Raw genomic sequence first — 3,016 nt, forward strand, 5'->3', positions numbered from 1 at the left:
GCGGGCGGGACGCCGCTGCCGGCCGCGGGCGGGACGTCGGTGCCGGCCGCGGGCGGGGCGCCGGTGGGCGCCGGCGGGCCGCTGCCCGGCATGCCGAGGTGCACCGGGGGCCGCTGCTGCTCGATGAAGGCGACGTGCCGCCACGTGTTCGCGCCCAGCCCGCCGGTGTTGTCGTACGACATGCCGAGCAGGTCGAGGTCCTCCCCGCCCGGGATGAGGTTCCACTCCTTGCAGGCGACCTCGCACGCCTTGCAGCCGATGCACACGCTCGTGTCGGTGAAGAAGCCCTTGCGCGGCGGCGGGTCGGTGTAGCCGGCGTCGACGGCGGGGTCCACCGGGCCGAAGAGGCTGTTCGTCCCGAAGAGGCTGGTCCTGGCCACTGTCAGCTCCCTCCGTCGGTGGGGCGGTGCGGTGCGTCGTCGCGGGCGTCGGACCGCGCGACGGCGCGGGGGTCGGCGGTGACGAACGGGGGCAGGGCGTCGGTGCCGGCACGTCGACGGTACCGGTCGAGCAGGTCGAGCAGCTCCCGGCCGCGGGGACGGCGCCCCGGGCGGACGTCGCAGGTGCCGGCCTTGGTCTCCTGGATGAGGACGTTGGGGTCGAGGGAGATCCCGAAGAGGTCGTTGGTGGAGTCGCCCGTGACCAGGCCCTTGCTGCCCCAGTGGTAGGGCAGCCAGACCTGGTGGACGACCCGGCCCTCGACCCGCAGCGGGCGCAGCCGGTCGGTGACCACCACCCGCCCCTCGACCGCGGCGCGGGCGGTGACGACGTGGCACCACCCCAGGTGCTCCAGCCCGACCTCCGCGGCGAGCGCCGGGGAGACCTCGACGAACATCTCCGGCTGCAGCTCGGCGAGGTACTCCAGGGTGCGGCTCATCGCGCCGGCGGTGTGGTGCTCGGTGAGCCGGCTCGTGGTGAAGACGTAGGGGAAGACGTCCTCACCCGCCGGGGGGCTGGGGTGCAGCGGGTTGACGGCGGTGCGGTACTCGATCCGGGTGGGGTTGGCCTGCTGGCCGTAGAGCGGGTTGCGGAAGGGCGACTCGACCGGCTCGTAGTGGGTGGGCAGCGGGCCGTCGACCAGGCCGCTGGGGACGAACAGCGCCCCGCGCCCGTCGCCCTGCATGACGAAGGCGTCGGTTCCGTCGAGCGCGGCGACGCCGGTGGCGCCCGGCTCGTGGCGGTAGGTCGGCGGTTTGGTGCGCTCGAAGTCCGGGACGTCGTAGCCGGTCCACTCCCCCTTCTCCTCGTCCCACCACACGTAGGCCTTGCGCTCGCTCCACGGGCGCCCCTCAGGGTCGGCCGAGGCACGGTTGTAGAGCACACGCCGGTTCGCCGGCCACACCCAGCCCCACTCGGGCGCCACCCAGTGCTGCTCCGCGCCGGGCTTGCGACGGGCGGCCTGGTTGACGCCGTCGGCGAAGACGCCGGTGTAGATCCAGCAGCCGCCCGCCGTGGAGCCGTCGGCCCGCATCTCGATGAAGCTCGACAGCAGCCGGCCGTTCGCCACCTCCCAGCCGTTGATCTCCTTGAGCACCGCCTCGGCGCTCGGCTCGTCGTGCCGGCCGTGCACCGGGTAGTCCCAGGTGAGGTCGAGCAGCGGACGGTCCCGCTCATCATGGCTGTCCGCCAGCCGCTCCCGGATGATCCGGCCGAGGTGGTAGAAGAACCACAGCTCCGAGCGGCGGTCCCCGGTGGGCTCCACGGCCTGCTCACGCCACTGGAGCATGCGCTGGGTCTGGGTGAAGGTGCCCTCCTTCTCCACGTGGGAGGCGGCGGGGAGGAGGAAGACCTCGGTGGCGCACTCCTCGGGGACGATCTCGCCGGTCTCGACCTCCGGGGAGTCCTTCCAGAAGGAGGCGCTCTCGATCTCGTAGAGGTCGCGCACGACGAGCCAGTCCAGCTGGGCCATGCCGAGCCGCTGCGCCTTGCCGTGGGCGGAGCCGACGGCGGGGTTCTGCCCGAGGAGGAAGTAGCCCTTGACCTTCCCGTCGATCATGTCCAGGACGGTGCGGTAGGTGCCGTGGTCGCCGTCGATCCGCGGCAGGTAGTCGTAGCACCAGTCGTTCTCGGCGGTGGCGGCCTGGCCCCAGTACGCCTTGAGCAGGCTGGTGGCGTAGGCGTCCGTATTGGCCCAGAAGCCCTTCGACCCGGGCCCGGCCATGTCCTCGACCCAGCTCGCGAAGTCCGGGTGCTTGGCGGCGTGGGGCATGACGAGGTAGCCGGGCAGCAGGTTGAACAGGGTGGGGATGTCGGTGGAGCCCTGGATGCTGGCGTGGCCGCGCAGCGCCATGACGCCACCGCCCGGGCGGCCCATGTTGCCGAGCAGGAGCTGGAGGATCGCCCCGGTGCGGATGTACTGCGCGCCCACGCTGTGCTGGGTCCAGCCCACGCTGTAGACCAGCGCCGTCGTCCGCTCCCGCCCGGAGTTCTCCACCCAGGCGCGCGCCACCTGGAGGAACTGCTCCCGGGAGATGCCACAGGTCTCGGCGACGAGCTCGGGGGTGTAGCGGGAGAAGTGCCGCTTGAGCACCTGGTAGACGGTGCGCGGGTGCTGCAGCGTCTCGTCGCGCTGCGACTCCTCGGGCACCGGCATGCCGTGCGCCTCGTGCTGCAGCCCGGAGGCGGCGGCGCGGTCGGCGGCGACCTCCTCCTCGTCCTCCCCCGTGTGCTCGACCCCGGCGTACTGCCAGGTGGTGGTGTCGTAGGTGCGGGTCTGGGGGTCGAAGCCGGAGAACAGGCCGTCGAGGTCCTCGGTGTCGAGGAAGTCCTCGGACAGGATCGTCGCGGCGTTGGTGTAGGCCAGGACGTACTCGCGGAAGTCGAGCTCGTGCTGGAGCACGTAGTTGACGATCGCGCCGAGGAAGACGATGTCGGTGCCCACGCGGATGGGGACGAAGACGTCGGCGTGCGCGCTCGTGCGGGTGAACCGCGGGTCGACGTGGATGACCTTGGCGCCGCGGCGCTTGGCCTCCATCACCCACTGGAAGCCCACCGGGTGGGCCTCGGCCATGTTCGA

Annotated in this window: 1 protein-coding gene and 1 pseudogene; both read right to left on the minus strand. The window is 72.1% G+C overall.

The annotated features are described in order from the left end of the window. Window positions 1-335: pseudogene (locus Q0195_RS12230) on the minus strand (4Fe-4S ferredoxin); the annotation flags it as partial. Between the two features lie 47 nt (window positions 336-382). Beyond that, window positions 383-3,016: formate dehydrogenase (gene fdh, locus Q0195_RS12235; protein WP_299278958.1), on the minus strand; the 2,634-nt coding region annotated here is incomplete at its 5' end.

This window comes from uncultured Georgenia sp. (assembly GCF_937958535.1).
Classification (GTDB): Bacteria; Actinomycetota; Actinomycetes; order Actinomycetales; family Actinomycetaceae; genus Oceanitalea.